Source organism: Clavibacter lycopersici (assembly GCF_003576405.1).
Lineage (GTDB): Bacteria > Actinomycetota > Actinomycetes > Actinomycetales > Microbacteriaceae > Clavibacter > Clavibacter lycopersici.
On record NZ_QWGT01000459.1, the window covers coordinates 1 to 851 of the forward strand.

The following is an 851-nucleotide window of genomic DNA, read 5'->3' on the forward strand; positions in this document are numbered from 1 at the left end:
CGGGACCGGGTGCGGATCCCCGCCGGCGAGCGCCGCGCCGTCCGCCTGACGCTCACGCCCACGCGCCGCGGCGAGCGCCGCACCGAGCGCGTCACCATCCGCTCCGCCGGCCCGCTCGGCCTCGCCGCGCGCCAGGCGACGCTCCTCTCCCCCGGCGCCGTGCGCGTGCTGCCGCCGTTCCGCTCGCGCCGCCACCTGCCCTCGCGCCTCGCCCGGATGCGCGAGCTCGACGGCCGCACCGCCCTGATGGTGCGCGGCCAGGGCACCGAGTTCGACAGCCTGCGCGACTACGTGCGCGGCGACGACGTGCGCTCGATCGACTGGCGCGCGACCGCTCGCCGGCAGGACGTGGTCGTCCGCACCTGGCGGCCCGAGCGGGACCGGCGCGTGGTGCTGGTGCTCGACACGGGGCGCACGGCCGCGGGCCGGATCCGGGACGAGACCCGGCTCGACACGGCGTTCGAGGCGTCGCTGCTGCTCGCGGCGCTCGCCACGCGCTCGGGCGACCGGGTGGACATGGTCGCGCACGACCGGCGGGTCCGCGCGCGCGTGCGGGCGGGATCCGGCGGCGACGTGGTCTCGCGCATGGTCGACGCGCTCGCGCCCGTGGACCCGGAGCTCCTCGAGACCGACTGGACCGGCGTGCCCGCGCTCGTGCGCCGCATCGTGTCGCAGCGCTCGCTCGTGGTGCTGCTGACCGCGATCGACTCCCCCGGCAGCTCGCGCGCGCTCCTGCAGGTGCTGCCGCAGCTGACGCGGACGCACCACGTGCTCGTGGCCGCGGTCGTGGATCCGGGACTCGCCGAGCGCGCCGCCGACCGCTCCGGCCGGGCCGCCGTCTACCGCGCGGC

Annotated in this window: 1 protein-coding gene; it reads left to right on the forward strand. The window is 78.7% G+C overall.

The features are described from left to right. On the forward strand, window positions 1-851 hold an 851-nt coding region (locus DZG00_RS15930), incomplete at both ends, for a DUF58 domain-containing protein (protein WP_147360087.1).